Origin of the sequence: Mycobacterium sp. 1482292.6, assembly GCF_001672995.1 — a bacterium.
Classification (GTDB): Bacteria; Actinomycetota; Actinomycetes; order Mycobacteriales; family Mycobacteriaceae; genus Mycobacterium; species Mycobacterium europaeum_A.
In genome coordinates this window covers 1-21,270 of record NZ_LZKV01000088.1, presented here as the reverse complement: position 1 = coordinate 21,270, position 21,270 = coordinate 1, and the positions used below count along the sequence as shown (strand labels likewise).

The window sequence follows — 21,270 nt, the reverse complement described above, 5'->3', positions numbered from 1 at the left end:
CCCCGCGGGTACCGCTCAGACCGCGATCTGGTGGTGACGGGTCTGATTACCGCCACACCGCTTGGCCTCGTACATCGCGGTGTCGGCATGGGCGACCAACTGGTGAAACGCGTGCTCGGCGTAGTCCGAGACCACGTTGCTCAGCGCCAGCGTGGCGATTCCGACGCTGGCGGTCACCGACACGTCCACCCCGGCCACGGCGTCGCAGAGCTGCCGACCCCAGTCCGGCAGCTGTTCTGTCGTCACGATGTCGGCGACCAGGAATTCCTCCCCGCCGACTCGCCCGACCACAGCGGTCTCGCCGCACGCGGTGGTCAAGGTGCCCGCCACAGCGATCAGCGCCTCGTCGCCGGCGGCGTGTCCGCGACTGTCGTTGAGCTCTTTGAAGCGGTCGAGATCGACCATGGCGACCGCCAGAAACATGTGATGGGCGCCGGCCAGCATTCGGCCGACAATGGCCCGGTCGCAGGCTCTCCGGTTCAGCAGACCGGTCAGCGGGTCACGGTTGGCGCGCAAGAGGTCCATCCACAGCGCGCGCACCACGACCTGGATGGCTAGCGGCACGACCACGTTGAGTTCCAGGACCAGAAAGTAACCGGTGAAGGCCAGCAGGGTCTGTCCGCTGGCGGCCAGCCGCACCGCCTGCCAGGCCCCGATCGCGCTGGCCAGAACGAAATTTAGCGCCATGAGCCGGACCGTGTGGAAGAACGCGATGTAGCCGCCGGTGACCGATAACGCCGAGCACGACATCAGCCCGACGAGTGGCTGAGGCTGCCACAGACAACCGCCACCAATGGATATGGCGCCGGTCAGGATGTAGAAGATGGACTGTCGTCGGGTGGGCCACCCGCTCAACCACAACGCCGCCATGCCCAGCCCCAAGACGGCGGCGACGACCGAAACCGCCAGCGCCACACGCGGATACAACGGGACGGGCCCGTACAGCACGTTGACGGGCACCAATACCAACGAGGACGCCACCACGGCGAGAACCCTGCGGGTGCTCGTGCTGAGCCCGTGGGCCTGCAAATAACCTGTCAGCCAATCGAAGTGGTCGTCTTGCGCCCACCACGTCGCTAGCCGCGTCATCGGTTCGCCTTTCCCCGAACTCGCTCACCCCGGTTCGGGCGATAGCAAAGGAGCCAGCGAGTTGCGTCACAGTTAATACCATCGCGCGCTGGAAATAGCTCGAATGGACGAGAAAGGCGCATCGGATGGTGCGCCGCCCACCAGGTTGAATAGGTCGCGCGGGTGCATCCCACGACGATGTCGCTTTTCCGCCAGTTTTGTCGGGGGCTGGGTGTAAGTGTGGAACCGTGCACGACGATTTCGAACGCTGCTACCGCGCCGTCCAGTCGAAGGACGCCCGGTTCGACGGCTGGTTCGTCACCGCGGTGCTGACCACCCGGATCTATTGCCGGCCCAGCTGCCCGGTGCGGCCACCGTTCGCCCGGAACGTGCGGTTTTATCCGACCGCGGCGGCCGCGCAGCGCGCCGGCTTCCGCGCGTGCAAGCGGTGCCGCCCCGACGCCTCCCCGGGGTCTCCGGAATGGAACGTGCGGGATGACATCGTGGCGCGAACGATGCGGCTGATCGCCGACGGCGCGGTGGACCGTGCGGGAGTCACCGGCCTGGCCGCCGAACTCGGTTACACCACCCGGCAGCTGGAGCGCCTCCTGCAGGCCGAGGTGGGGGCCGGCCCGCTAGCCCTGGCCCGCGCGCAACGGGCGCAAACCGCGCGCGTGCTGATCGAGACGACGGATCTGCCGTTCGGCGACGTCGCATTCGCCGCGGGCTTTTCCAGCATCCGTCAGTTCAACGACACCGTGCGCTCGGTGTTCGAGAACACACCGAGCGCGCTGCGGCGGCGCGCGGTGACACGCGCCGCGTCGGCCCCGAATTCGCCTGGCACGGTGAGCCTCCGGCTCCCGGTGCGCACGCCCTTCGCGTACGCCGGTGTCTTCGGTCATCTGGCGGCGGGCACGGTTCCCGGTTGTGAGGAGATCCGCGATGGCGCCTATCGGCGCAGCCTGCGCCTGCCGTTCGGCAACGCGATCGTCGCCCTGACGCCCGCCCTCGATCACGTCCGTTGCGTGCTCGTGCTCGACGACTTTCGCGATCTGACGACGGCCATCGCGCGCTGCCGGCGTCTGCTGGACCTCGATGCCGACCCGCAAGCCGTGGACGATGCGCTCGGCGCGGACGACGAGTTCGCCGCCGTCGTAGCCAAGGCGCCCGGACAGCGAATTCCGCGCACGGTCGACGAGGCCGAGCTCGCGGTGCGTGCGGTGCTGGGCCAGCAGGTGTCCACCAAGGCGGCGAGCACCCATGCGGGCCGCCTGGTCGCTGCCTATGGGCAGCCGATCGACGATCGGGAGGGATCGCTGACCCACACCTTCCCGTCCGTCGAGCAGTTGGCCGAGATCGATCCGGTTCATCTGGCGGTGCCCAGGGCCCGGCAACGAACCCTGAGCGCTTTGGTCGCCGGCCTCGCCGACGGCAGTGTGGTGCTGAGCCCCGGGTGCGACTGGGAAAGGGCCCGAACGCAACTGCTCGCCCTGCCCGGGGTGGGCCCGTGGACCGCGGAGGTCATCGCGATGCGCGGCCTCGGCGATCCCGACGCGTTTCCCGCCAGCGATCTGGGCGTGCGCCTGGCCGCCGAACAGCTGGGCCTGCCGTCCGACGAACGGTCCCTCGCCGCACGCGCCGCGCGGTGGCGACCGTGGCGTTCCTATGCCACCCAATACCTTTGGACCACTCTCGAGCATCCGGTAAACCATTGGCCGCCACAGGAGGTCGCATGATCCGCGCCGGCGACGAGGCAGCGGGGGGAGACCTCCCGCTTGCGGGGGACGAAGCGATGCGGGGGCACCTCCCGCTTGCGGGGAGAGGAGTGCGCACATGATCGAGTACCGCACCATCGACAGCCCGATCGGGCTGCTGACCCTGGCCGGTCGCGGCTCCGTGCTGACCAATCTGCGAATGGTCGACCAGACCTATGAACCGAGCCGCGCCGGCTGGTCACCGAACCCCCGGGCGTTCGGTGAGGCTGTCGAACAACTCGCCGCGTATTTCGCCGGCGAGCTGACGAATTTTGATGTCGAGCTCGACCTGCGCGGCACCGAATTTCAGCGCCGAGTATGGCGGGCGCTGCTGACCATTCCTTACGGCGAAACGCGCTCGTACGGCGAAATCGCCGAGCAGATCGGAGCGCCGGGCGCCGCCCGCGCCGTCGGGTTGGCCAACGGCCACAACCCGATCGCCATCGTCGTTCCCTGCCATCGCGTCATCGGTGCCAATGGAAGCCTCACGGGCTTCGGCGGCGGGCTCGGCCGAAAGCGCACATTGCTCGAATTAGAAAAGCAACGGGTGACTTTGACACTTTTCGACTAATTGCGCATGCAAAAACACCCCCGTTGCCGGGGGTGTTTTTGTGTATGTTCGGCGGTGTCCTACTTTTCCACCCGTATGGGCAGTATCATCGGCGCTGACAGGCTTAGCTTCCGGGTTCGGAATGGGACCGGGCGTTTCCCTGTCGCTGTGGCCGCCGTAACTCTATTTAAATTTGTTTGGTGGGGGGTGCGGTGTTCGCGGCATTGCTGCCGTGAATTGGACTGTGGTTGCGATTGTGTGTTGGTAAGTTTTCGGCCGGTTAGTGCCAGTTCCCTGCACCCATTACTGGGCTTCCAGGTCTGGCCTATCGAACCCGTGGTCTGCGGGGGGCCTTATCCCTCTAAAAGGGTGAGAAACCTGATCTTGGAGAAGGTTTCCCGCTTAGATGCTTTCAGCGGTTATCCTGTCCGAACGTGGCTATCCAGCCGTGCCCCTGGTGGGACAACTGGTATACCAGAGGTTCGTCCGTCCCGGTCCTCTCGTACTAGGGACAGGTTTCCTCAAGTTTCTGACGCGCGCGGCGGATAGAGACCGAACTGTCTCACGACGTTCTAAACCCAGCTCGCGTGCCGCTTTAATGGGCGAACAGCCCAACCCTTGGGACCTGCTCCAGCCCCAGGATGCGACGAGCCGACATCGAGGTGCCAAACCATCCCGTCGATATGGACTCTTGGGGAAGATCAGCCTGTTATCCCCGGGGTACCTTTTATCCGTTGAGCGACACCCCTTCCACTCAGAGGTGCCGGATCACTAGTCCCGACTTTCGTCCCTGCTTGACTTGTAAGTCTCGCAGTCAAGCTCCCTTGTGCACTTACACTCAACACCTGATTGCCGTCCAGGTTGAGGGAACCTTTGGGCGCCTCCGTTACATTTTAGGAGGCAACCGCCCCAGTTAAACTACCCGCCAGGCACTGTCCGTGAACCCGATAAGGGTTCGACGTTAGGTGTCCAATACGATCAGAGTGGTATTTCAACAACGACTCCATACAAACTGGCGTCTGCACTTCACAGTCTCCCACCTATCCTACACAAACCGTACCGAACACCAATACCAAGTTGTAGTGAAGGTCCCGGGGTCTTTTCGTCCTGCCGCGCGTAACGAGCATCTTTACTCGTAGTGCAATTTCGCCGAGTCTATGGTTGAGACAGTTGGGAAGTCGTTACGCCATTCGTGCAGGTCGGAACTTACCCGACAAGGAATTTCGCTACCTTAGGATGGTTATAGTTACCACCGCCGTTTACTGGGGCTTAAATTCTCCGCTTCACCTTACGGTTAACGGGTCCTCTTAACCTTCCAGCACCGGGCAGGCGTCAGTCCGTATACATCGTCTTGCGACTTCGCACGGACCTGTGTTTTTAGTAAACAGTCGCTACCCACTGGTTTCTGCGGCCGAATCCCGCTCCCACCGCAAGGGTGTTCACGGTATTCCGGCCCCCCTTCTCCCGAAGTTACGGGGGCATTTTGCCGAGTTCCTTAACCATAGTTATCTCGTACGCCTTGGTATTCTCTACCTGACCACCTGTGTTGGTTTGGGGTACGGGCCGTGTATGTGCTCGCTAGAGGCTTTTCTTGGCAGCAGAGGATCACCGAATTCGCCTCAATCGGCTATGCATCACCTCTCGGGATTAATGAGCGACGGATTTGCCTATCGCTCTCCCTACGGGCTTGCCCCAGTATTACCACTGACTGGTACGGCTACCTTCCTGCGTCACCCCATCGCTTGACTACTACCAGCGAAGGTCCCACGCAGCCCCGAAACTCCATGCCCCCGAAGGGGAATGGTCGATCCGGTTTTGGGTGGTTAGTACCGCTGATTCATCAGGGACGCCTATACACGGGTACGGGAATATCAACCCGTTGTCCATCGACTACGCCTGTCGGCCTCGCCTTAGGTCCCGACTCACCCTGGGCGGACTGGCCTGGCCCAGGAACCCTTGGTCTTACGGCGGGCAAGGTTCTCACTTGCCTTATCGCTACTCATGCCTGCATTCTCACTCCCCCACCCTCCACCACCGGTTACCCGGAGGCTTCGCTGAATGAGGGACGCTCCCCTACCCACATTCACGTAGACGTGAATGTGCCGCGGCTTCGGCGGTGTGCTTGAGCCCCGCTACATTATCGGCGCATAATCACTTGACCAGTGAGCTATTACGCACTCTTTCAAGGGTGGCTGCTTCTAAGCCAACCTCCTGGTTGTCTCTGCGACTACACATCCTTTTCCACTTAGCACACGCTTAGGGGCCTTAGCCGGCGATCTGGGCTGTTTCCCTTTCGACGTACGGAGCTTATCCCCCGCCGTCTCACTGCCACGCTTTACACCACGGCATTCGGAGTTTGGCTGACGTCAGTAACCTAGTAGGGCCCATCGGCCATCCAGTAGCTCTACCTCCGTGGTGAACCACGCAACGCTGCACCTAAATGCATTTCGGGGAGAACCAGCTATCACGGAGTTTGATTGGCCTTTCACCCCTACCCACAGCTCATCCCCTCAGTCTTCAACCTAAGTGGGTTCGGGCCTCCACGCGGTCTTACCCGCGCTTCACCCTGGCCATGGGTAGATCACTCCGCTTCGGGTCCAGAACACGCCACTACACCCCAAAGGGGATGCGCCCTATTCAGACTCGCTTTCGCTGCGGCTACCCCGCACGGGTTAACCTCGCGACGTGTCCCTGACTCGCAGGCTCATTCTTCAAAAGGCACGCCATCACCCCACGAGGAGGCTTTGACGGATTGTAGGCACACGGTTTCAGGTACTATTTCACTCCCCTCCCGGGGTACTTTTCACCATTCCCTCACGGTACTAATCCGCTATCGGTCATCGAGAAGTATTTAGGCTTACCGGGTGGTCCCGGCAGATTCACAGCAGATTCCACGGGCCCGCTGCTACTCGGGAGTTGATACTAGGTAGGTGACGGGTTTTCGCGTACCGGGCTCTCACCGTCTACGGCAGGCCATCCCAGGCCATTTCTGCTAACCACGACACTTTCTGACTACCCCTCAGCCAGGTAGAGCTGAGACATATCAATCCCACAACACCGCGCACACAACCCCTACCCGGTTATACATGCGTGCGGTTTAGCCTGTTCCGCGTTCGCTCGCCACTACTGACGGAATCACAATTGTTTTCTTCTCCTACGGGTACTGAGATGTTTCACTTCCCCGCGTTACCTCCCGCACCCTATATATTCAGATACGGGTAACACGACATCACTCGTGCTGGGTTTCCCCATTCGGAAATCCTCGGATCAATGCTTGGTTGACAGCTCCCCGAGGCATATCGCAGCCTCCCACGTCCTTCATCGGCTCTCGATGCCAAGGCATCCACCATGCGCCCTTAAACACTTACTTACACACAAGAGTTAAAAAAGAAATTACACATTTCGATGAACACGCCGGTCACGAAGGACCACGCGTTCATCTAGATGCTCGCAACCACTATCCAATACTCAAACACCACACCCCACCACCAAGATGGAGGGACTCCACACGGATCGACCGAGTGTTGTCTCAGGGCCCAATAGTGTGTCTGGCAATCATTTGCTGTTGTGCACCCGGTTTTCGTCCACTACAGACGAGAACCCCTCACGGCTCGCACTCCACCAATTGGAGTGCTTTTCGTGGTGCTCCTTAGAAAGGAGGTGATCCAGCCGCACCTTCCGGTACGGCTACCTTGTTACGACTTCGTCCCAATCGCCGATCCCACCTTCGACAGCTCCCTCCAAAAGGTTAGGCCACTGGCTTCGGGTGTTACCGACTTTCATGACGTGACGGGCGGTGTGTACAAGGCCCGGGAACGTATTCACCGCAGCGTTGCTGATCTGCGATTACTAGCGACTCCGACTTCATGGGGTCGAGTTGCAGACCCCAATCCGAACTGAGACCGGCTTTAAAAGGATTCGCTTAACCTTACGGCATCGCAGCCCTTTGTACCGGCCATTGTAGCATGTGTGAAGCCCTGGACATAAGGGGCATGATGACTTGACGTCATCCCCACCTTCCTCCGAGTTGACCCCGGCAGTCTCTCACGAGTCCCCGGCATTACCCGCTGGCAACATGAGACAAGGGTTGCGCTCGTTGCGGGACTTAACCCAACATCTCACGACACGAGCTGACGACAGCCATGCACCACCTGCACACAGGCCACAAGGGAACGCCTATCTCTAGACGCGTCCTGTGCATGTCAAACCCAGGTAAGGTTCTTCGCGTTGCATCGAATTAATCCACATGCTCCGCCGCTTGTGCGGGCCCCCGTCAATTCCTTTGAGTTTTAGCCTTGCGGCCGTACTCCCCAGGCGGGGTACTTAATGCGTTAGCTACGGCACGGATCCCAAGGAAGGAAACCCACACCTAGTACCCACCGTTTACGGCGTGGACTACCAGGGTATCTAATCCTGTTCGCTCCCCACGCTTTCGCTCCTCAGCGTCAGTTACTGCCCAGAGACCCGCCTTCGCCACCGGTGTTCCTCCTGATATCTGCGCATTCCACCGCTACACCAGGAATTCCAGTCTCCCCTGCAGTACTCTAGTCTGCCCGTATCGCCCGCACGCTCACAGTTAAGCCGTGAGATTTCACGAACAACGCGACAAACCACCTACGAGCTCTTTACGCCCAGTAATTCCGGACAACGCTCGCACCCTACGTATTACCGCGGCTGCTGGCACGTAGTTGGCCGGTGCTTCTTCTCCACCTACCGTCAATCCGAGAAAACCCGGACCTTCGTCGATGGTGAAAGAGGTTTACAACCCGAAGGCCGTCATCCCCCACGCGGCGTCGCTGCATCAGGCTTGCGCCCATTGTGCAATATTCCCCACTGCTGCCTCCCGTAGGAGTCTGGGCCGTATCTCAGTCCCAGTGTGGCCGGACACCCTCTCAGGCCGGCTACCCGTCGTCGCCTTGGTAGGCCATCACCCCACCAACAAGCTGATAGGCCGCGGGCCCATCCCACACCGCAAAAGCTTTCCACCAAAAGACATGCGTCTAAAGGTCCTATCCGGTATTAGACCCAGTTTCCCAGGCTTATCCCGAAGTGCAGGGCAGATTGCCCACGTGTTACTCACCCGTTCGCCACTCGAGTACCTCCGAAGAGGCCTTTCCGTTCGACTTGCATGTGTTAAGCACGCCGCCAGCGTTCGTCCTGAGCCAGGATCAAACTCTCCAAACAAAATCTCCTCGCAGAACGAGGTGAATTTCAAATCAGAGATAATCTGACCTAACAAAAAGACACCAAAAACTGGCATCAAAAAAACGACCATACCCACACACGGGGGGTGCGAAGTATGGTCAAAAAACAACAACAAATAAAAAGACCAAACACACTATTGAGTTCTCAAACAACACTTGTTTCGCCCGTTTTGGGGCAACCCTGCCAGCTTAATACAGATCCGGCAGGTAAGTCAACTCCCAGTTTTGATCTGCTAGAGACCGTCTCGGGAGCAGCCGTGCCAGGCTAGTACCAATCCAGCGAGGGAGTCAAGGCCCCGCTCTCGTCCACCTTCGCGTTGGTGACCGCGCTTGTGGGGCACTGACTTTGGTTACTGTACCCGCTCGATCTCCGCTCCCAAAATCGCCAGGTTTTCCACGAACAACGGGTAGCCGCGATCGATGTGGAACACGTCGTGGACCTCGGTGTCTCCGTCGGCGACAAGCCCGGCCAATACCAGGCCCGCGCCGGCCCGGATGTCCGAACACCACACCGGCGCGCTCGACAATTGCGGCAGCCCCCGAACGACGGCATGGTGTCCGTCGGTGCGGGCATCGGCGCCCAAGCGAATCATTTCCTCGACGAACCGAAAGCGCGCCTCGAATACGTTCTCGGTGATCATCGAGGTGCCGTCGGCGATCGAGGCCAAGGCGATGGCCATCGGCTGCAGGTCTGTCGGAAATCCGGGATATGGCAGGGTCGCCACGTTGACGGCCTTGGGGCGCTCGTACTGCGCCACCCGGAAGCTGTCGTCGGTCTGGGTCACGGTGGCGCCGGCGTCGTGCAATTTGTGCAGCACCACCTGCAGGTGTGCCGGGTCGATGCCCGTCACCGTAATGTCACCGCGGGTGATCGCGGCAGCGATCCCCCACGTGGCGGCGACGATGCGATCCCCGATGACGCGATGCTCGGTCGGGTGCAGCTTCGGGACGCCGGTGATGGTCATGGTCGGCGAACCGGCGCCTTCGATCTGCGCGCCCATCTGGTTCAACATCGTGCACAGGTCGACGACGTCGGGCTCGCGTGCCGCGTTGTGGATGACGGTCACGCCCTCGGCCACGACCGCGGCCATCAGAATGTTCTCGGTGGCTCCCACCGAGGGGAACTCCAGCTGAATCTCCGCGCCGCGCAGCGTATCGGCCTGCGCCACCACGCATCCGTGCTCGATGTTGCATTGCGCGCCGAGCTGGCGCAGGCCGGCCTGATGCATGTCCAGTGGGCGCGAACCGATCGCGTCACCACCGGGCAGCGCGACACGGGCGCGCTTGCACCGGCCGACCAGCGGTCCCAGCACGCACACCGACGCGCGAAACTGCCGGACCGCGGCGAAGTCGGCGTCATATTTCGGCTCGTCCGGAGAGGTGATGCGGGCGACGTCGCCGTCCAGTTCGACGGTCGCGCCCAGCCCGCGCAGCACCTCGGCCATCAACGGCACGTCCAGGATGTCGGGGCAGTTGGTGATCGTGCTGGTGCCTTCGGCCAGCAGCGTTGCGGCCATCAGCTTGAGCACGCTGTTTTTCGCGCCCCCTACTGCGACTTCGCCTGACAACCGGTTGCCGCCGGTCACCACGAATCGCTCAGCCACCCGCGTCAGTCTAGTGAAGCGGTATCGCCTTGTCAGTCGGCCGAGCCACACCCGAGTACGGTTTGCTCATGGCTGTACACCTGACTCGCATCTACACGCGAACCGGCGACGACGGCACCACGGGATTGAGCGACTTCTCCCGGGTCTCCAAGAACGATCCCCGGCTGGTGGCCTACGCCGATTGCGACGAAGCCAACGCGGCGATCGGTGTCGCGGTCGCCGTCGGCCGGCCCGACGAGCAGCTCACCAGCGTATTGCGCCAGATTCAAAACGACTTGTTCGACGCCGGCGCGGATCTGTCGACCCCCGTGGTCGACAACCCGGAATATCCCCCGCTGCGGGTCACCCAGCCTTACATCGATCGGCTCGAAAAGTGGTGTGACACATACAACGAGCCCTTGCCGAAGCTGAATTCGTTTGTGCTGCCCGGTGGTTCGCCGTTGTCGGCGTTTCTGCACGTCGCTCGCACCGTGGTGCGCCGAGCCGAGCGGTCGGCGTGGGCCGCGGTCGATGCCGCGCCCGGGCAGGTCAGCGTGCTGCCCGCGAAATACCTGAACCGCCTCTCGGATCTGCTGTTCATCCTGTCGCGGGTGGCCAACCCCGACGGTGATGTGCTCTGGAAACCGGCGGCCGGAAGCTAGCAGGGGTCCGAATCGCCTCAACGCGGCGCTGCTAGAGGCCGCGCCGGCGGGACCGCGGCGACGGACGCGACTCCAGCCAGGATAAAAACGCCGTCAACGCGCCCTTGTCGAGCGCGATCTCGTAGCCGGACCTGCGGTCCTGGGTGGTGTCACGCAGCTCGATGACGACGATCTCGTCGGTCATGATGTCGAACTCGTCGCCGCGTGGCGCCCTCCTCGAGACGATCTCGACGCCTCGCCGGCTCAGCCGTCGATCCGGCCACAATCGCAGACTGGACAATCGGTAGAACGCGGCTTCCCCACCGCGGTAACGGATTACGCCATGGCGCCAGCCGTGGCCTCCGACCGCGGGAATGTCTCGCATGATCCCCGCCGTGCCGCCCTGGCGCAGCTTCCACAATCGATAGCTCAGCGCGACGACGGCGCCCGCCAGCACGACGACCAGCACGACCATCCCAACCATGGGCGCGCTCATCCTCTGGACCGAGGCGGTTAGTCGATCGCGCCGACGGCGCGCAACCTTGCGCGCCCCTTGGCGGCGATACGCGGGTCGTCCGACTCGGAAGCCTCTCTGGCGGCGCTTTCGTCGATCTCCGACTCGAACTCGGCGGATTCGGCGAGGATTGTCACCGATTCCTCGGTGACGGACAGAAATCCGCCGTCCACCGCGATCCGCAGATCGTCTTCACCGTCTCGTTCGACGCGCACCATTGCATCGTCGACCAACTGCGCTACCAGCGGGATGTGCCGCGGCAGGATGCCGATCTCACCGACGGTGGTACGGGTGAACAGAAACGTCGCCTCACCCGACCAGATCTTTCGATCGACGGCGACTATCTCAACGTTCAAATCCGCCATGCCACGAGCCTTTCAGAGCCTTTTCGCTCACGCCTCAGGAATCCAGTTTGGCGCCAAAGCTTTCGGCCTTCTTCGCCAAGTCGTCCAGGCCGCCGATCAAGAAGAACGCCTGCTCCGGGATGTGGTCGAAATCGCCCTTGGTTAGGCGGTCGAACGCCTCGATGGTCTCCTTCAGCGGTACCGTCGAACCGGGCTGACCGGTGAACTGCTCGGCCGCCATCATGTTCTGCGACAGGAATCGCTCGATCCGTCGTGCACGCTGAACGAGCTGCTTGTCCTCTTCGGACAACTCGTCGATACCGAGGATCGCGATGATGTCCTGCAGGTCCTTGTACCGCTGCAAGATTCGGATGACTTCCTGGGCAACGCGGTAGTGCTCGTCACCGACAACACTCGGGTCCAGAATGGTCGAGCTCGACGCCAGGGGGTCCACCGCGGGGAAGATGCCCTTGGAGAACACGTTTCGAGAGAGCTCGGTGGTGGCGTCCAGGTGCGCGAATGTCGTCGCCGGCGCCGGGTCGGTGTAGTCGTCGGCGGGCACATAAACGGCCTGCATCGACGTGATCGACTTGCCTCGCGTCGAGGTGATGCGCTCCTGCAACTCGCCCATCTCGTCGGCCAGCGTCGGCTGGTAACCCACCGCGGACGGCATACGACCGAGCAGCGTCGAGACCTCGGATCCGGCCTGGGTGAACCGGAAGATGTTGTCGATGAACAGCAACACGTCCTGGCCGGCCTCGTCACGGAACCACTCCGCCATGGTCAGCGCGGACAGGGCCACCCGCATGCGGGTGCCGGGCGGCTCGTCCATCTGACCGAACACCAGCGCGGTGTCCTTGAGCACATCGGCTTCCTTGAGTTCGACCCACAGGTCGTTGCCCTCACGGGTGCGCTCACCGACGCCGGCGAAAACCGAAGTGCCACCGAAGTTTCGGGCGATACGGTTGATCATCTCCTGGATCAGCACCGTCTTGCCCACGCCCGCACCGCCGAACAGTGCGATCTTGCCACCACGCACGTACGGGGTGAGCAGGTCGACGACCTTCAGACCCGTCTCGAGCATCTCGGTGCGGGGCTCGAGCTCCTCGAACGGCGGCGGTTTGCGGTGGATTGACCAGTGGTCGAACTCCTCGCCGTACCCTGGCTTATCCAGGCAGTCGCCCAAGGCGTTGAAGACGTGCCCCTTGACGCCCTCACCGACCGGCACCGAGATCGACTTTCCGGAGTCAGTGACCTCAACGCCGCGCACGAGGCCGTCGGTGGGCTGCAGCGAGATTGCCCGAACGAGGTTGTCGCCCAAGTGCTGCGCAACCTCGAGTGTCAGGGTCTTCTTGAGCTCCTCGAACGTGATCTCCGCGTTGAGAGCGTTGAATAGCTCGGGTACCGAGCCGCGCGGGAACTCGACGTCGACGACGGGGCCGGTCACCCGTACGATGCGGCCGTTGGTGTCGGCTTTGGTCGACTTCTTGTCGGTCTTCTCGGTGCTTTCAGTAGTAGCAGCCATATTTTTCTTCTTCCTCGTGTGCTACTGAGCGTCGGCGAGCGCGTTTGCGCCGCCGACGATTTCGCTGATCTCCTGGGTGATCTGAGCCTGGCGCTCCCGGTTCGCCATCAACGTCAGCTCTTTGATCAGGTCGTCGGCGTTGTCGGTCGCCGACTTCATCGCTCGTTGACGCGACGCGAGCTCCGATGCCGCCGATTCGAGCAACGCGGCATACACCCGGGTCGTCACATACCGCGGCAGCAGCGCGTCGAAAAGCGTTGTGGCGTCTGGTTCGAACGAGTACAAGGTGTGGAGTTCGTCGGTGTCCTCGACGTATTCCATGACCAGCGGAGCGATCCGATGGGCCACCGCGGCCTGCGACATCATCGACTTGAATTCCGAGTAGACGATGTGCAGTTCGTCGACGCCCTGGTCGTCCTGTGACTCGTCATCGCCGACCCCGGCCATGAAGCTCTCGACCAAAGTGGACGCGATCTCCTGGGCGTTCTCCACCTGGGGCTGCTCGGAGAAACCCGTCCAGGATTCGGTGATGTCCCAGTTGCGGAACTTGAAGTAGTTCTGCGCCTTCCGGCCCACCGTGTAAACGATGGGTGTCTTGCCCTCTTCCCGCAGCAACGAGAACAGTTCCTCGGCACGGCGGAAGATGCTTGAGTTGTACGCGCCGCACAGACCGCGGTCCGAGGACACCACCAGGACGCCGGCGCGCTTCGGCTCGTCACGCTCGACCAACAACGGATGGTCCAAAGCGGCTTCGGAGGACAACGTGGTGAGCATCGACGTGATCTGGAATGCGTAAGGCCGGGCGGATTCCAGCCGGGCCTGCGCCTTGCCGATGCGCGAGGTCGCGATCATCTCCTGGGCCTTGGTGATCTTCTTGATCGACCCGGCCGAACGGATCCGGCCCCGTAATTCGCGAAGTGTTGCCGCCATCGGTAGCTACTTCTTGTCCTTGCCGGAGGCCTTGGAATCCTTGGATTCCTTCTTGTCCTTCGGCTTCTCCTTCTTGACCTGTACGGACTCTTTCTCCAGATCCTCTTCGTCCAGGGGCTCGACGTGCTCGTCGGGCACGACCGAGCCGCCACCGGTGGCCGCGAAGCCCTTCTTGAAGTTGTTGATGATCTCGGTCAGCTGGTTCTCGCCCTCTTCGGAGAGCTTGCCGCTGTCGCGGACGCCGGCCAGGAACTTCTCTTCCGAGGCCCGCATGTGATCCAGCAGCTCGGTCTCGAAACGTCGGACGTCCTCGACGGGCACCGAGTCCAGGTGACCGCCGGTGCCCAGGAAGATCGAAACCACCTGCTCCTCAACCGGCATGGGTTGGTACTGAGGCTGCTTCAACAGCTCGACCAGGCGTTCACCGCGCTCCAGCTGGGCCTTGGACGTCGCGTCCAGATCTGAGGCGAATGCGGCGAAGGACTCCAGCTCCCGGTACTGCGACAGGTCTAGACGCAACGAGCCGGCGACTTCCTTCATGGCCTTGATTTGCGCCGCACCACCCACGCGGGACACCGAGACACCGACGTTGATGGCCGGCCGCACGCCCTGGTTGAACAGGTCGGATTCCAGGAAGCACTGGCCGTCGGTGATCGAGATGACATTGGTGGGGATGTAGGCCGAGATGTCGTTCGCCTTGGTCTCGATAACCGGCAACCCGGTCAGCGAGCCGCCACCGAGGTCGTCGGACAGCTTGGCGCAACGCTCCAGCAGGCGGGAGTGCAGGTAGAACACGTCGCCGGGGTACGCCTCGCGACCCGGCGGACGGCGGAGCAGCAGGGAAATGGCGCGGTAGGCCTCGGCCTGCTTGCTCAGGTCGTCGAAGACGATCAGCACGTGCTTGCCCTCGTACATCCAGTGCTGGGCAATCGCCGAACCCGTGTACGGCGCAAGCCATTTGAAGCCGGCGGAGTCGGATGCCGGCGCCGCCACAATGGTGGTGTAGTCCATGGCGCCACCCTCGTCGAGCGCGCGTCGGACCGAGGCGATCGTGGTGCCCTTCTGGCCGATGGCCACGTACACGCAGCGCACCTGCTTGCGTTCGTCGCCCGACTCCCAGTTCTCCCGCTGGTTGAGGATGGTGTCCACGCAGACGGCGGTCTTGCCGGTCTTGCGGTCACCGATGATCAGCTGGCGCTGGCCGCGCCCGATCGGGGTCATCGCGTCGATGGCCTTGATCCCGGTCTGCAGCGGCTCGCTCACGCTCTGCCGCTGCACCACCGACGGCGCCTGGATCTCCAGCGCGCGGCGAATGTCGGTATCGATGTCGCCCTGGCCGTCGATCGGCTGGCCGAGCGGATTGACCACGCGCCCTAGGAACGCGTCGCCGACGGGCACCGACAGGACCTCGCCGGTGCGCTTGACCTGTTGGCCTTCTTCGATTTTCTCGAAGTCACCCAGGATCACCGCGCCGATGTCGTGTTCATCGAGGTTCAGGGCGACGCCGAGGACCCCGCCGGGGAACTCGAGCAACTCTTGGGTCATGACGGAGGGCAAACCCTCGACGTGCGCGATACCGTCCCCGGCCTCGATGACCGAGCCGACCTCCTCGCGGGCGGTGTCGGACGTGAAGGAGCCTACGTACTCCTCGATGGCGCTCTGGATGTCCTCAGCGGAGATGGTCAACTCGGCCATGGCTATTCGTCTTCCTACTTGATCTTGGTTCGCGTGGGATTGTGATTGGTCGATGGTGGTTAGTCGGGCAATTGAGCCTGGGCCGCGGCAAGTCGAGAAGCGAGCGTTCCGTCGATCACTTCGTCGGCCACGGAGATGAGCAGCCCGCCCAGCAGTTCGGCATCGATCTGGAGCTGCACCGCCACCGGGTGGTCGTAGATGCGGCCGAGCACCTCGGTGAGGCGGGTGCGCTGCGCATCGCTGAGTTCGGCTGCGGCGCTGACTTGCGCCACGATCTCGCCGCGGCGCGCCACCGCAACCTCCGCCAGGAACTGGATGGCCTCGTCGGCGTTCTGGCCCCTCAGCAGCTCCACAGTCTGGGTCAGCAGTGCCATCGTGATCGGATTGACCCGTCCGCTCGCGCTCTCAAGCACCTTGCGCAGGAGGCCGACTCGCCCTTCCACCGGAACGGAGTAGTCGCCCAGCAGGATCGCCAGCCGCGGCTCCGCGTCGAGGGCGCGGGAGAACCGGAACAGCTGTTCTTCGACCTCGTCGACCTTGTCCTCGCGTTCGGCGACTTCGAGCAGCGCCTGCCGAGACACGTGTTCGATGGCATCGACCAGATCGGAGTTGGCCGACCAACGCTCCGAGACCGCCGCGCGCAGCACCTCGAGTGTCGCGTCGCCGACCTTGCCGGAGACCAGTCTTTCGATCAACCGGACCCTGGGGGCGCCATCCTCGGCGGGAACGGTGAGATACCGCGTGACGACGATCTCGCGGTCCAGCATCTGAGCAACTTCTACCAGCTCACCGGAGACAGTCGAAAGCCCTTTGTTGTCAAGGTCTTTGGCTAGGGTGCCGAACTTGTCCGACAGGTTGCCCAGCGCGATGCGACTCGACGAACGCATCTTGGTCATCAACGGATACTGGACGTCAGCCGCAACGGGCGCCATCTCGTCGAGTTCATCGAGGAACCGGTCGACGGTGGCCGACTGCTGTTCGGAGTCGGCGACGTAGTTGCGCACCAACTCGCCCGCCTGGCGCACCGCTTCGTGGCCGAGTTCCAACCGGAGCTGCCGGCTCAACTGGGTGCGCAAGAGATCGACCTGACGGCTGCCCTGTGCGTTGATGCGATCGGACTCGACATCGGCCTGGGCCCGCAACTGCTCGACGATGCGGCCCGCGTCGGTCCGGGCCTCCTCGACCACCCGTTCGCCCTCCGTCTTCGCATCTTCCACGGCCTTGGTGTGCGCCGTGGTCGACTCGGTCAGCCGATCACTCGCCGTCGCAGCGTCTTTCAGCTGTTGGCGCACGGCGTCTTGCCGCGCGGCCATCAGCCGACGCACCGGCGGCACGACATAGCGCACCACCAGAAACACGATGGCCGCAAAGCCCACCAACTGGCCGATGAAAGTCGACATACGTATTTACCGTCCGGATGTCTTGGTTGCGGATGTGGTCGTGGCGGCGGGGGCGACGTCGACGCCGAGGATGCGACTTGCCAACGTCGCCGACATCGACGCCACATTGGCACGCAGATCCAGTTCCACGGCGTCCCTCTCCCGCTTCAATTGCTCAGATGCCATTTGCAACGTCGACATCACCTGTTGTTCGGCACGGGCGCGCGCGTCTTCGACCACCTTACGACCTTCGGCGCGGGCATTGTCGCGCAACGACGACGCCTGAACCCGCGCCTCGCTCAGGGCTTCTTCGTAGTCGGCCTTGGCCGCTTCGAATTGCTCGGTCGCCTTCTTGTTGTCAGCAGCCGTCTTGGCGACCATGGCCTCGCGCTCGTGCAAGACCCTCATCACCGGCGGCACGACGAATGTGCCGATGACGGCCAGCACGATCAGGAAGATCGCCAGCACGAAGAAGAAGGTGCCGTTGGGGACGAGGAAGTTGTTGCCTCCCTCGGCCACCACCTGGCTGGATGCCAAAATGCTCAGACTCGCGTCACGCATTGCAGCGAATTACTTGACCGGGGTAGCGAAGACGAACAACGCCATGAACGCCAGGTTGATGAAGTAGGCCGCCTCGACCAGACCGACCGTGATGAAGAACGGCGTGAACAGCCGGCCCTGCGCCTCGGGTTGCCGGGCGATACCCGAAACCAGCGCGTTACCAGCGATGCCGTCACCGATGCCGGCGCCGATCGCACCGCCACCCATGATCAGGCCTCCGCCGATGAGAGCGGCGGCAGCGATTTGAGGGTCCATGCCTGCCATTCTTTCCTCCTTTATTTGGGGCTTATCCGGTAGCGGTCTACCGAGCCTCTGTAATGGTGCGTGGGACAAAACAATTCATGGGCGTCTCAGTCATGGTGGTCCTCGATCTCCATCGACTGACTGAAGTACAGGATGGTCAGGATCGAGAAGATGAAGGCCTGGATCGCCCCGACGAAAAGGTCGAAGGCCTTCCAGATCGCGTTGGGCGCCCACATGATGTACGGCGGGAACATCGCGATCAGCGCGACCAGAATGCCGCCGGCGAAGATGTTGCCGAAAAGTCGGAGCGACAGCGAGATGGGCTTGGCGAGCTCTTCGACGAGGTTGATCGGCGCCAGGAACGCCACGTGACCCTTGACCACCGCCAGCGGATGCCCGATTATGCCGCGGCGCCAGATGCCCGCCACGTGGTAGCAGACGAAGACGAAAAGGGCCAGCGCCAGAACGTAATTGATGTCCGCCGCCGCCGACTTCAGCAGCTCGCTCGCGTGCCCGGATTTGTCCTTGTATTGCAGCGGGAGGACCGACAGCCAGTTGGAGATCAGAATGAACACGAAGATCGTGACGGCCAACGGCAGCACGAACGGGGCGATCCGCATGCCGATAGCGCTCTCGATCTGTCCGCGCATCTGTTCGGTGATCGCCTCCCAGAACAGCTGAACGCCACTCGGCACGCCCTTGGAAGTGATCTTCGCGCGCAAGAAGAAGGCCAGCCCGAGCACGATCACCGCGGCGATCGCGGTCGACAGAATCGTGTCGGTGTTGACGGTCAGGCCAAGCCACGTGGCCTTATTGTGCTCGCCAACCTCGATTGCCGACTCGGCCAGGAACGTCGTGCCAGTCATCGTTGCTGTTCCTTATCTTCCGTTCCGTCCGACCCTGCGATCACGCCGCCTTCGGCGCCGTCCGATGGCTCCGCCCAGTCACCCGCGCGCAGCTTCTTCCACACCGGGAGCGCTGTCGAGGCAACCAACAGGACCTGGAAAAGCGCCAACCCGAACATGACGCCCAGGCCGGCGGGGCGAAAGACGTAGGCGATGATCAGCCCGAAGACCGTGATGATGGCCAGCCGTGACGCCGAGTTGACCGCCATTGACCTTTTCAGCGGGTGGTCCTTGGCGGTGATCGATTCAACCGAGCGACGCACCAATACTGCGTTGAGCAAACCCAGGAGAAGTCCGACGCCGAAGAAGACGCCGACCATCAGGTGGCCGGACAGCCCGGCGGCGAGCACCGCCACCGCAGTGATGGCAATGCTGATCGCGAAGAGCCGAACCGGACGGAAAGCAACAGAGGGAAACACCAACGGCGCGTCCTGCGCTGGTGTCGTCACTGCAGCACCTCAATCCCAGGTTGATGGAACGGGAACCCCCCGACCGACTGATCGGTGGTCCGCCGAGCGTATCGCACGTCACACTTGAATCACCCAAGGGGTATCTCCCGAGGCCGGTCTTGAACCAGCCCGGTCGGATTGACCTCCGATGGGCCGGTAGCCTGCGCGGCTTTTTGGGGTTCTACCAGCACCGTACCACATGCCGGACCCCACTACTACCCTTCGTCGTAGTAGTCGTCGCCCCGGCGCAACAGCGGGATCGCCGTCGCGATGCCGGCCACCACGATGGCGCCAAGCATCACCGCGGCGGTATCACGCGGACGGAAAAAGATTGTGCTGGCGGCGCCGAACGCGACGATCCCCACCCACAAATAGATCAGCAACACCACCCGGCGGTGCGAATGACCGATCTGCAGCAACCGATGGTGCAGATGCATCTTGTCGGGGCTGAACGCGCTGCGGCCCGCGCGTGTGCGGCGCACGATCGCCAGCAGCAAATCGAGCATCGGCACGAAGATGACGGCCGCGACCAGCAAGAACGGGGACAGCAGGACGAACACGTCGCGCGCGCCGTAGGCGTTCTGCGAGACGGGCCCGGCGGCCGTCGTGGACGCGGCCGACAGCATCAGGCCGATCAGCATCGAGCCGGAGTCGCCCATGAAGATCTTGGCGCGGTGGAAGTTGTGCGGCAGGAAGCCCAGGCATGCCCCGGCGAGCACCACCGAGATCACCGCGGGCGGATAGAACAGGACGTCACCGCCGTGGTCGCGCAGCAGCCCGACCGAGAACATGCAGATTGCCAGCGCGGTGATCAGTCCCAGCCCGGCCGCCAGGCCGTCGAGCCCGTCGACGAAGTTCATCGCGTTGACGACCGACACGGTGAGCGCCAGGGTCAGCAGGATCGACGAGGCCTGATCGAGCACGATGGTGCCCACGCCGCCGATAGGGATGTACAGGACGCTCCACGCCACGCCCATGGTGACCAGCACGCTGGCCGCGGTGATCTGGCCGGCGAACTTGGTCAGCGCGTCGAGGCCCCAACGGTCGTCGATGAGGCCGATGCCCATGATGACCGCGCCGGCCACCAGGACCGCGGGCATACCGGTGGAGTAGACGAACCCACGCGTGAGCGCCGGAAGCTGGGACGCCAGAAAGACGGCCGTGATGACGCCGAGAAACATCGCCAGCCCACCCATCCGGGGGGTCGGCGTGACGTGGACGTCGCGCTCCCGCGGATAGGCGACCGCGCCCAGCCGGGTGGCCAGCACCCGCACCGGGCCGGTGGCGAAGTACGTGATGATGGCTGCGGTCAGCCCGACCAGCGCCAATTCGCGAAGCGGAACACCGGCGCCGCGGTCGCCCAGCGCGAGTAAACCCCCGGCAAGGTTGGTTACGTCGCTGGACATCACCGAGACCGTACTGGACAAACCTGGGACCTCGACAACCGCTCCAGTCAGGCCTGGGCGGTCAAGCTTTCCGGGTCGAGGGCGAGCACTTCCGCGATCCGCTCCGCGCTCACCGGGCCCGGCCGCAGAATCCGCGGCGTGGCCCCGGTCAGGTCGACGATCGTGGAGGCAGCGCCCTGTGCTGACGGACCCGCTGCCAGGTAGACGTCGACCAGATCGCCGAGCTGGCTGCGCGCCTCGCCGGCGTCCAGGGCGGCCGGACGGCCGGAGATGTTGGCGCTGGACACCGCCAGGGGCCCGACTTCGCGCAGCAGCTCGATGGCCACGGGATGCAGCGGCATGCGCAGCATCACGGTGCCGCGCGCGTCGCCGAGGTCCCACTGCAGCGACGGCGCCTGGGTGACCACCAGGCTCAACGCGCCCGGCCAGAAGGCGCGGATCAGGTCGCGGGCCCCGTCCGGCATGGTGTACACGAGCCCCTCGATGGTGTGCCAGGAGCCGACCAGCACGCCCACCGGC

16 protein-coding genes, 3 rRNA genes and 1 pseudogene are annotated in these 21,270 nt (G+C 63.0%); 3 read left to right on the top strand and 17 right to left on the bottom strand.

Annotation, left to right across the window (positions count from 1 at the left end; all coding sequences use genetic code 11):
- Nucleotides 1-15 precede the first annotated feature (15 nt).
- Nucleotides 16-1,089 (bottom strand): GGDEF domain-containing protein, encoded by a 1,074-nt coding sequence (locus tag A5624_RS08650; RefSeq protein WP_066864607.1) that lies wholly within the window; start codon nucleotides 1,087-1,089, stop codon nucleotides 16-18.
- Between the two features lie 227 nt (nucleotides 1,090-1,316).
- Here A5624_RS08650 and A5624_RS08645 point away from each other — a divergent pair, with 227 nt between their 5' ends.
- Nucleotides 1,317-2,804, top strand: coding sequence for a DNA-3-methyladenine glycosylase 2 family protein (locus A5624_RS08645; RefSeq protein WP_066864604.1), 1,488 nt, complete (start codon nucleotides 1,317-1,319; stop codon nucleotides 2,802-2,804).
- Nucleotides 2,805-2,901: 97 nt separating this feature from the next.
- Complete coding sequence (locus tag A5624_RS08640) at nucleotides 2,902-3,393, top strand: methylated-DNA--[protein]-cysteine S-methyltransferase (protein ID WP_066864600.1); 492 nt, start codon at nucleotides 2,902-2,904, stop codon at nucleotides 3,391-3,393.
- A 46-nt stretch (nucleotides 3,394-3,439) separates the two neighbouring features.
- On the opposite strand, the gene rrf is transcribed toward A5624_RS08640, so the two are convergent.
- From rrf to murA, 4 genes are all read right to left on the bottom strand, one after another.
- Nucleotides 3,440-3,552: ribosomal RNA gene (gene rrf / locus A5624_RS08635) — 5S ribosomal RNA — on the bottom strand.
- An 80-nt stretch (nucleotides 3,553-3,632) separates the two neighbouring features.
- A 23S ribosomal RNA gene (locus A5624_RS08630) occupies nucleotides 3,633-6,742 on the bottom strand.
- A gap of 283 nt (nucleotides 6,743-7,025) precedes the next feature.
- Nucleotides 7,026-8,556, bottom strand: a 16S ribosomal RNA gene (locus A5624_RS08625).
- Together the 16S, 23S and 5S rRNA genes form the textbook arrangement of a ribosomal RNA operon.
- Before the next feature lie 370 nt (nucleotides 8,557-8,926).
- Nucleotides 8,927-10,180 (bottom strand): UDP-N-acetylglucosamine 1-carboxyvinyltransferase, encoded by a 1,254-nt coding sequence (gene murA / locus A5624_RS08620; RefSeq protein ID WP_066864597.1) that lies wholly within the window; start codon nucleotides 10,178-10,180, stop codon nucleotides 8,927-8,929.
- A gap of 68 nt (nucleotides 10,181-10,248) precedes the next feature.
- Between murA and A5624_RS08615 the strand changes: the two genes are divergently transcribed.
- Complete coding sequence (locus tag A5624_RS08615; protein ID WP_066864595.1) at nucleotides 10,249-10,821, top strand: cob(I)yrinic acid a,c-diamide adenosyltransferase; 573 nt, start codon at nucleotides 10,249-10,251, stop codon at nucleotides 10,819-10,821.
- A 31-nt stretch (nucleotides 10,822-10,852) separates the two neighbouring features.
- On the opposite strand, the gene A5624_RS08610 is transcribed toward A5624_RS08615, so the two are convergent.
- The 12 genes and pseudogenes from A5624_RS08610 to A5624_RS08555 all read right to left on the bottom strand — a co-directional run.
- Nucleotides 10,853-11,296, bottom strand: a complete 444-nt coding sequence (locus tag A5624_RS08610; RefSeq protein WP_066864592.1) for a DUF2550 domain-containing protein — start codon at nucleotides 11,294-11,296, stop codon at nucleotides 10,853-10,855.
- A 17-nt stretch (nucleotides 11,297-11,313) separates the two neighbouring features.
- Nucleotides 11,314-11,679 carry a F0F1 ATP synthase subunit epsilon gene (locus A5624_RS08605; RefSeq protein WP_066864590.1) on the bottom strand — a complete coding sequence of 122 codons (366 nt, stop codon included), beginning with the start codon at nucleotides 11,677-11,679 and terminating at the stop codon, nucleotides 11,314-11,316.
- 34 nt (nucleotides 11,680-11,713) lie between these two features.
- Entirely contained in the window at nucleotides 11,714-13,183 is a 1,470-nt protein-coding gene (gene atpD, locus A5624_RS08600) for a F0F1 ATP synthase subunit beta (RefSeq protein WP_066864587.1), read from the bottom strand.
- Between the two features lie 21 nt (nucleotides 13,184-13,204).
- Entirely contained in the window at nucleotides 13,205-14,113 is a 909-nt protein-coding gene (locus A5624_RS08595) for a F0F1 ATP synthase subunit gamma (RefSeq protein ID WP_066864584.1), read from the bottom strand.
- A 6-nt stretch (nucleotides 14,114-14,119) separates the two neighbouring features.
- Entirely contained in the window at nucleotides 14,120-15,808 is a 1,689-nt protein-coding gene (gene atpA / locus A5624_RS08590) for a F0F1 ATP synthase subunit alpha (protein ID WP_066864582.1), read from the bottom strand.
- Between the two features lie 59 nt (nucleotides 15,809-15,867).
- Nucleotides 15,868-17,208: a F0F1 ATP synthase subunit B/delta gene (locus tag A5624_RS08585; protein ID WP_066864579.1), complete on the bottom strand. Its 1,341-nt coding sequence runs from the start codon at nucleotides 17,206-17,208 to the stop codon at nucleotides 15,868-15,870.
- A gap of 6 nt (nucleotides 17,209-17,214) precedes the next feature.
- Entirely contained in the window at nucleotides 17,215-17,748 is a 534-nt protein-coding gene (locus A5624_RS08580) for a F0F1 ATP synthase subunit B (protein ID WP_066864576.1), read from the bottom strand.
- Nucleotides 17,749-17,757: 9 nt separating this feature from the next.
- Nucleotides 17,758-18,003 (bottom strand): F0F1 ATP synthase subunit C, encoded by a 246-nt coding sequence (locus A5624_RS08575; protein WP_065052998.1) that lies wholly within the window; start codon nucleotides 18,001-18,003, stop codon nucleotides 17,758-17,760.
- A gap of 95 nt (nucleotides 18,004-18,098) precedes the next feature.
- Nucleotides 18,099-18,857 carry a F0F1 ATP synthase subunit A gene (atpB, locus tag A5624_RS08570; protein ID WP_066864573.1) on the bottom strand — a complete coding sequence of 253 codons (759 nt, stop codon included), beginning with the start codon at nucleotides 18,855-18,857 and terminating at the stop codon, nucleotides 18,099-18,101.
- Entirely contained in the window at nucleotides 18,854-19,345 is a 492-nt protein-coding gene (locus tag A5624_RS08565; protein WP_066864568.1) for an ATP synthase subunit I, read from the bottom strand. Before A5624_RS08565 ends, atpB begins: the two co-directional genes overlap by 4 nt.
- Nucleotides 19,346-19,560: 215 nt before the next feature.
- Nucleotides 19,561-20,770: pseudogene (locus A5624_RS08560) on the bottom strand (glycosyltransferase family 4 protein); the annotation flags it as partial.
- Nucleotides 20,771-20,798: 28 nt separating this feature from the next.
- Nucleotides 20,799-21,270, bottom strand: a 472-nt coding sequence (locus A5624_RS08555; protein WP_066864562.1) for an L-threonylcarbamoyladenylate synthase, incomplete at its 5' end; no start/stop codon positions are given.

Bases quoted from the DNA above. Each gene is read 5' to 3' on its own strand.
- A5624_RS08595 (WP_066864584.1), bottom strand. From the start codon at position 14,113: ATGGCGGCAACACTTCGCGAATTACGGGGCCGGATCCGTTCGGCCGGG.
- A5624_RS08640 (WP_066864600.1), top strand. From the start codon at position 2,902: ATGATCGAGTACCGCACCATCGACAGCCCGATCGGGCTGCTGACCCTG.
- A5624_RS08580 (WP_066864576.1), bottom strand. From the start codon at position 17,748: ATGCGTGACGCGAGTCTGAGCATTTTGGCATCCAGCCAGGTGGTGGCC.
- A5624_RS08575 (WP_065052998.1), bottom strand. From the start codon at position 18,003: ATGGACCCTCAAATCGCTGCCGCCGCTCTCATCGGCGGAGGCCTGATC.
- A5624_RS08585 (WP_066864579.1), bottom strand. From the start codon at position 17,208: ATGTCGACTTTCATCGGCCAGTTGGTGGGCTTTGCGGCCATCGTGTTT.
- A5624_RS08650 (WP_066864607.1), bottom strand. From the start codon at position 1,089: ATGACGCGGCTAGCGACGTGGTGGGCGCAAGACGACCACTTCGATTGG.
- A5624_RS08610 (WP_066864592.1), bottom strand. From the start codon at position 11,296: ATGAGCGCGCCCATGGTTGGGATGGTCGTGCTGGTCGTCGTGCTGGCG.
- atpA (WP_066864582.1), bottom strand. From the start codon at position 15,808: ATGGCCGAGTTGACCATCTCCGCTGAGGACATCCAGAGCGCCATCGAG.
- atpD (WP_066864587.1), bottom strand. From the start codon at position 13,183: ATGGCTGCTACTACTGAAAGCACCGAGAAGACCGACAAGAAGTCGACC.
- A5624_RS08605 (WP_066864590.1), bottom strand. From the start codon at position 11,679: ATGGCGGATTTGAACGTTGAGATAGTCGCCGTCGATCGAAAGATCTGG.
- A5624_RS08615 (WP_066864595.1), top strand. From the start codon at position 10,249: ATGGCTGTACACCTGACTCGCATCTACACGCGAACCGGCGACGACGGC.
- atpB (WP_066864573.1), bottom strand. From the start codon at position 18,857: ATGACTGGCACGACGTTCCTGGCCGAGTCGGCAATCGAGGTTGGCGAG.